This is a genomic window from uncultured Acidaminococcus sp., assembly GCA_900538365.1.
Lineage (GTDB): Bacteria > Bacillota > Negativicutes > Acidaminococcales > Acidaminococcaceae > Acidaminococcus.
In genome coordinates, this window is the sequence record UPXT01000009.1 from 46973 (window position 1) to 54062 (window position 7090).

At 50.5% G+C, this 7090-nt stretch carries 5 protein-coding genes; all 5 read left to right on the forward strand.

The genetic code is table 11. From position 1 onward, the window contains the following. The 5 genes from QZQ08_RS03290 to QZQ08_RS03310 all read left to right on the forward strand — a co-directional run bounded on the left by QZQ08_RS03290 (window position 1) and on the right by QZQ08_RS03310 (window position 6965). A complete protein-coding gene (locus tag QZQ08_RS03290; RefSeq protein WP_296327814.1) occupies window positions 1–1179 on the forward strand; it encodes a M20 family metallopeptidase in 1179 nt (392 codons plus the stop codon). 228 nt (window positions 1180–1407) lie between these two features. Beyond that, window positions 1408–2580, forward strand: coding sequence for a M20 family metallopeptidase (locus tag QZQ08_RS03295; RefSeq protein WP_296327816.1), 1173 nt, complete (start codon window positions 1408–1410; stop codon window positions 2578–2580). Between the two features lie 20 nt (window positions 2581–2600). Continuing rightward, window positions 2601–4040, forward strand: a complete 1440-nt coding sequence (locus QZQ08_RS03300) for a YfcC family protein (RefSeq protein ID WP_296327819.1) — start codon at window positions 2601–2603, stop codon at window positions 4038–4040. A 145-nt stretch (window positions 4041–4185) separates the two neighbouring features. Continuing rightward, on the forward strand, window positions 4186–6219 hold the full coding sequence (locus tag QZQ08_RS03305) for an LTA synthase family protein (RefSeq protein ID WP_296327823.1): 2034 nt from the start codon (window positions 4186–4188) through the stop codon (window positions 6217–6219). A 2-nt stretch (window positions 6220–6221) separates the two neighbouring features. Then, window positions 6222–6965, forward strand: coding sequence for a glycosyltransferase family 2 protein (locus QZQ08_RS03310; protein ID WP_296327825.1), 744 nt, complete (start codon window positions 6222–6224; stop codon window positions 6963–6965). The last annotated feature ends 125 nt before the right edge of the window (window positions 6966–7090 follow it).

Here is a 7090-nt window from a genome sequence, read left to right on the forward strand (position 1 = left end):
ATGGATGAACTGAAAAAAGATGCCCTTGCATTGAAGGACTATATCATCAAGGAACGCCGTTATTTCCATAGCCATCCGGAACTGGGCTGTCACGAACTGGGAACGACGGCGCACATCAAAGAAGCCTTGGAGACTATTGGCGTTGAAGTGCAAACTTTCTCCGGAATGACGGGCTGTGTCGGCATCATCCGGGGCAAACAGTCTGGAAAGACAGTTATGCTCCGCGCTGATATTGATGCGCTCCCCATTACGGAACATGCCAGCGGAAGGGCCTATGCTTCGCAGAACCCTGGGGTCATGCATGCCTGCGGACACGATGCCCATACGGCCATGCTCCTTGGTGCCGCCCGTCTCCTTGTAGAGCGGCGGGAAGAAATCTGTGGTACCGTCAAACTGCTTTTTCAGATGGGAGAGGAAATCGGCACCGAATCGCGCCATTATGTAGAAGCGGGCGCCTTGGATGATGTGGACGCCATTTTTGGTCAGCATATTTGGACACTTCTTCCCGTTGGGACTGCCAATCTCGAAGACGGTCCCCGCATGGCGTCCAGTGACCGTTTTACCATTACGATTCACGGAAAGGCCGCGCATGGGAGCGCACCGCAAAATGGCCATGATACCATCGTCGCTGCAGCAGCCACTGTCATGGGCCTTCAGACCCTTGTAAGCCGTGTCAATGATCCGAAGAATACCTTTGTCCTTACTGTAGGAATGATGAATGGGGGAACCCAAAGCAACATCATTGCTGATAAAACGGTACTTGTGGGGACTACGAGGGCTCTTGTTAACGACTTCCGTAAAAAGATCCCCGGTCTCATTGAGACCCTTTCAAAGAATCTTGTCAAAGCCTATGGTTGTACGGCAGATTTGACCTATTTCTTTGGCCCTGATCCTCTCGATAACAGTCATCACGAGCTCAATGAAATCGGCCGGGCAGCGTATCGCTATATGCTTGGGGACGATGCCCTTGTTCCTATGCGCAAGCAGATGGGGGCGGAGGACTTTTCTGTTTATATGGGAAAAACGGCTGGGGTCTTTGGCTTTTTGGGAACTCGTAACGAAGCAAAGGGAGCAATCTATCCTCACCATCATCCTGATTTTTGCATTGATGAGGAAACGCTCCCCTATGGGGCTGGTGTATATGCATATTTTGCCCTTCATTATTTGGCTGGGGCATAAAAAGGTAACGATTTTATCTTGAGGCAGCACTTCACCTTTGGGTGGGGTGCTTTTTTTCATTGGAGATGAATAATTAACCGGACTGGAACGATTTTGTTTTTCAGGGAAGTTTAACGACTGTACAACCTGGAATTTTAGAAAAAAGTATTGCGTGCTGTATAATTGTGGAGTAAAATGTATTTATATTCATTTTTTCACAAAGAAGACACAAATCTATGAGGAGGTTTTATGGGAGATCTTCAGGAAACCATCAAAAATAAAGTGGCCTCATACCGTGAGGATATGATTGAATATTGGAAAGACCTTGTTAATGATCAGGCGGGCAGCAAGGAAGGGGATCTCATTACCGCCCTCCTAAAAAAAGTGGCAGACCGTTTCACTAAGGAGGGCTTTACGGCGACAATCCTTGATACGGGCTGCACCATCCCCATGCTGCGGGCAACTTTGGGCGATGATCGACCGGGAAAACCGATCCTCTTCTGTGGTCATGTCGATACGGTATTTCCCAGTGGGTCCTATCCAGATCATCCTTTCCGTATCGAAGACGGAAAGGTCTATGGACCGGGCTGCGCCGACATGAAGGGCGGCGTCGTCATGCTTTTATATGTCATCAAGATCTTGACGGATCTGGGATACAAGGACCATCCTTTCAAGGTTGTCCTTGTCGGAGATGAGGAAACGACCCATGTAGGATCCCGGGCCGATCAGATGCTCACCGAAGAAGCGGAAGGCTGTCTCTGTGCCTTCAATATGGAAACAGGCCGTATGAACCACGTACTCACGGTCGCCCGTAAAGGGTGCATGGATGTGTGGGTCAAGGTCCACGGCAAAAGCGGTCACGTCGGCAATGCCTACACAACGTCGGCCAACGCCATTGAAGCCATGGCCGGCATTATCACCAAAATGCGGGCCTTGACGGACCTTGAAAAAGGGCGCATCGTCAGTACCGATGTCATTTCCGGCGGCATGGCTTCAAACGCCGTCCCTGATTTTTGCCGCATCGAAGCGGATTGCCGTGTCGACTTCAATAAGGATCTGGAAGAACTTAAAGCGGCCATTCGAGCCATTTGTGAGCATCTTGACGTGCCGAACACAAGAGCAGAGGTGGAGTTCCCAACGGAGATGCCCGTTTTTGAAAAGACGGAAGGAAACCTCAAACTTCTTGCTCTTTACAATGAATCTGCGGCGGAATTTGGCATTGAGCCCTTTGGCCCTTACCATCCGGGCGGCTGCTCTGATGCCTCGTACCTTGCAAAGGCGGGAATCCCCATCCTTGATTCTTTGGGCCCCGAAGGCGATCATGCCCACACTATGCAGGAATATGCCGTTCTTGAAAGCCTCTTTACCCGTACGGCTATGTTGGTCCGTACCATCCTGAAACTTACGGATGTCACCCTATAAGAAAAAAAGGAGAACTCACGATGAGCGAAAATCCTCAGCAGGCGGCGAAGCCTGTCCAGAACAAAAAAGTCTCGGTTCCGAGTCCCATTATGATCATTGCGGTCATTCTCGTTTTAAGTGCCATCGCTACGTATATCGTACCGGCTGGTGAATTTGCCCGCATCAAGGATGCAGCCAGCGGCCGAATGATTGTTGATCCGAACTCGTTCCATTTCATTGCCCAGAAACCAACGAAGCTCCTTGACTTCTTGATGTCCATTCCAAAAGGCATCAAAGGCGCGGCCAGCATTGTTGGCTTCCTCATGATCATCGGCGGTGCCCTGAATGTCATGGCAGAAACAGGCGCCATCCACGCTTTCATGGGCCACGTTGTCAAAAAGATGGAAGGCCACGAAACGCTGATCATCCCCGTCCTTCTGCCTATTTTCATCTGCCTTAGCGCGACAGCTGGCTGCAGTGAGGAATATATTGCTTTCATTCCCCTTATGACAGCCGTGTGCTATGCCTTAGGGTTTGACTCCATCGTAGCGGCCGGTATGTTCCTTTGTGCTGTTGGCGCGGGCTACGGTGCCGGTGTGACGAATCCTTTCACGGTTGGTGTGGCTCAGAGCATTTCCGGGCTGCCCATGTTCTCTGGCATCCAGATTCGTCTTGTGATGCTTGTAGTCCTCATTATTGTCACGGTCATCCCACTCTACCTTTATGCCCGTATGGTCAAGAAGCATCCGGAAAAAAGCTTCATGTATGACTATGACCAGATTTATAAAGAAAAGATGAACATCGAATCCATCATGGGTGAAACGGGCAATATGACCCAAACCCATAAACTTGTTCTATTTGGTTTCTGTCTTGTCGTAGCTGGCATCCTTATTGGTGTCCTAAAATTTGATTTCTATATGGATGAGATTGCGGCTCTCTTCATTGCCCTTATCGTTTACACCGGTATTGTAGCCCGCATGAATGCGAACAAGGTCGCCAATGCTTTCATCAAGGGTGTTGCCGGTATGGCGCTTCCCTGCATGATGGTCGGTATGTGCAAAGGCGTAACCATTTTGCTGGATAATGGCCATATCCTTGATACCATCATCTACTATCTGGCAAACTCCCTGAACGCCGTGCCAAAATCCATGCTTGGCATTGGGATGTTCATTGTCCAGGATATCTTCAACATGGTGGTTCCTTCCGGTTCCGGTCAGGCTGCCATTACGATGCCGATTATGGCGCCGCTGGCAGATCTCATCGGTATTACCCGTCAGACGGCTGTGCTTGCCTTCCAAATGGGTGATGCCTTCACCAACAGCGTCACTCCTGCAAGCGGTACGACCATGACCATCCTCAGCATTGCCGGCATTCCCCTGCGCCGCTGGTGGAAATTTGCTATTCCCATGCTGGGCATTTGGTGGGTTGTTGCCTTTGTGGTCCTGTTTTACGCAACGGCCGTCCAGATCGGCCCCTTCTGATTTTGGAAGGACAGCCCTTTTCCTGCTTTTTTGCGGCAGGGGAGGGGCTTTTTCTTTTGCGCAAAAACAAGATTTTTGTGCTTTTTCTTGCAGTTCACGCAAAGAATCGATAAACTAAGAGCAGATAGAAGCAAAGGAGCTCATTATGTTCAGTCAATTTTTTGTATCCTTGCAGCAGGATGCTAAACTCTTTTTGTTTTTCCCCATCCTCTGCGCCCTCTTTCGGGCCATCTTTATCAAGGTCTACAGTCCTTATCCCACTTTTGCGGGGAAGGGAAAGATTCTCTGGCACACCTTCCGGTACGGCTTTTGGTGGGGCATGGACTTTAATGCCTATGTATTCCTGATTCCTCTGGTCCTTGTGAGCCTGCCCGGTGCCTTTTTCCCCGCCTATTTTGCCTTGGGCGATACGCTGCGTCTTGCAGGCGGCCTTCTTTATGCCCTTGTCCTTTATCTTGCCTTTATGGGAAAGATGATCTATTACAGCCATTTTCATGACATCTACAACCAGACGATGAAGCTTGGCGCCCATGCGGAAAAGCACAACCTCGTAGATATCTTCTTCCATCAGGACCACGGCGCATGGATCCTTCTTGGCATTGCGCCCTATCTGTATTTGTGCCGCCTTGCCCTCTTGGCGTTTTTGGGGCTTCCCAGTCTTTCCTATCCGGACATTGCTTCGCCTTTTCTTCGCTGCGCCTTCAACACAGCTATTTTTCTTTTGTGCATCGCTGCGTTCTACTGGTTCCGGTATGGCGGAACCTTCTGGCATGACGATAAGCCTGAATGGGATACGATCCCGAGCCTTGTGAAAAAGGATATCTTTTTTGCCAAGGCTACCGTGGATGACCTTGTGGCCTTGGAACAGGTGATGAAGCATGACCTCAATGAAGCCTATGAGCATACGGATGAAGAGGATCTTGCCGCCATTCAACCGCTAGTGCCGGTAAAAGCGCCCCTTTCCGCTTTCTCCAATCCTGTCTGCGCCTTCTGCCGTACGGCAAAGGGCGCACGCATCACAAAACCCCGCCATATCTTCCTTCTCGTGGGGGAGACCTACCTGCAGCAGTTCTTTGATCCAGCCTTTGCCTCACTGAACCTTGTCTCGGGCGGGCGGTTTCTCAAGGATGATCCCCACACCGCGCAGCTTACGAGTGCCCTTTCAGCAGGCATCATTTCCCGACCGTCCATTGTGAGCCTCATGAGCGGTATCTTTGACGCTGGTCTTGAGCTCAACGAAAAAGAAAGCTTTTGGACGAACAAACTCCCTACGGCCCTGCCGCGGCAGCTGAAGAAACTGGGCTATCACGCCACCTATTGGTATGGCGGCAATGTCACATACGGAAACTTTAACCAGTTTGCCCCCAGCTGCGGTTTTGACGAAGTGGAAACGGCGACGGATTTTTGCGGCCCTGATGCGCCAAAGACCTGGGTCGGCGTCTATGACAACCTCTTTCTGGAAAAAGCAGCGGACATGATTCTTTCTGGGGACGAAGCGCGTGGGGAATATCAGTTCCATTTTCTTTATACGACAAGCTATCACGGACCTTTCAAGATTCCTCTTGAAAAATATGGCTATGATACGGAGCGTGTCATGCCGGATGCCCCGGAAGACATCAAAAACAACAAGAGCCTGCAAAAGAATCTGGGGACCTTCTGGTTCTCGGACCAGGCGATTGGAAAGTTCCTGCGCACCATGAAGGAAGCCTATCCAGACAGCCTCTTCATCGTGACAGGCGACCACTCCTACGATATGAGTGCCGTTCTTGGGAAAACAAGCCTCATGAAGCGGGACGCGAACCTGCGGGAACGCCATAGTCCGGTCCTGTTTTTCCATCATCCTGAAATCGACCAGTCCCTTTTTGGGGAAAATACCATTGGCGGTCATATGAACATCCTGCCGACGATTTTTGAACTCATTGCGCCAAAGGGCTTTACGTACTATTCCCTCATGACAAGCCTCATGGATCCCATCGATCATGTCGTGTCGCCCTATCACTGGCTGCGAAAGAATGCTTACGGGACCTACAGCAACGATTTTTATCAGCCCTTGGGAGACGGCTTTGGCCCGGAAGCCCTCCGGGAAGGCCCCCAGCCGTACCGTGAGGAAAGGGAAGGGTATATGGATCTTACGGGCTACCTTGTCCGCCATCCGGAACTTTTAGGAAAGGAAGAATAGTCATGGGCAGCATAACCTGCATCATCCTCACTAAAAATGAAGAAAAAAATCTCCCTGGCGCCCTTCAAAATGCAGCGTCCTGGTCCGATGAACTCCTTGTCGTTGATTCTGGAAGTGACGATGGGACCGTGGAAATCGCAAAAAAAAGCGGTGCTTCTGTGATTTACCGGGCCTGGGACGGGGACTTTGCCGCCCAGCGTAATTTTGCCCTGACAGGTGCCCATGGTGACTGGGTACTCTATCTTGATGCCGACGAACGGCTCACAGCTGGAGCCATCCAAAAGGTCCTTGCCATCAAAAAGGAAGTCCCCAATCATCATTACTCCTTCCGCAGGGAAAATATTGCCTTCGGTCATCATTTCCATCATGGTGCCTTTGGACCGGATCGGGTTGTACGTCTTTTCCCGAAAACAGCGGTCCACTGGGAGGGAAAGGTCCACGAACATGCCGTCTGCAGCGTGCCTCTTGTGGCCCTTTCAGAAAGTCTGGATCATTACACCTATGCGGCCTTTGCCGATTGGTGGCGCAAATCCGATCAGTATACGACCATTTGGGCAGATGACGCCTACGCCCGAGGAAAAAAGGCGAGCTACGGCAAAGCAGCCAGCCACGCCCTTTTGGGCATGCTCAAGGTCTATCTTCTCCAAGGCGGCTTTCTTGAAGGAAGTATGGGCATTCTTGCCACGCTTCAGCACGGCGTCTATACGGCCATGAAATATGCAAAACTGGCAGAAAAAAATAATTGAAGAGATGGTATTTCCCTTAAAAGGGGTGTTTCCCTTTTGAGGGATTTTTTGTGCCTGGAAGATAGGGGCACTTTTTTTGGTTCTTCACGGAAATTTGTGGGGTCATGGACAAATAAATATTGAAA

Excerpts from the sequence above, each read along its gene's own strand:
- QZQ08_RS03290 (WP_296327814.1), top strand. The coding sequence starts at position 1 with ATGGATGAACTGAAAAAAGATGCCCTTGCATTGAAGGACTATATCATC.
- QZQ08_RS03295 (WP_296327816.1), top strand. The coding sequence starts at position 1,408 with ATGGGAGATCTTCAGGAAACCATCAAAAATAAAGTGGCCTCATACCGT.
- QZQ08_RS03300 (WP_296327819.1), top strand. The coding sequence starts at position 2,601 with ATGAGCGAAAATCCTCAGCAGGCGGCGAAGCCTGTCCAGAACAAAAAA.
- QZQ08_RS03305 (WP_296327823.1), top strand. The coding sequence starts at position 4,186 with ATGTTCAGTCAATTTTTTGTATCCTTGCAGCAGGATGCTAAACTCTTT.
- QZQ08_RS03310 (WP_296327825.1), top strand. The coding sequence starts at position 6,222 with ATGGGCAGCATAACCTGCATCATCCTCACTAAAAATGAAGAAAAAAAT.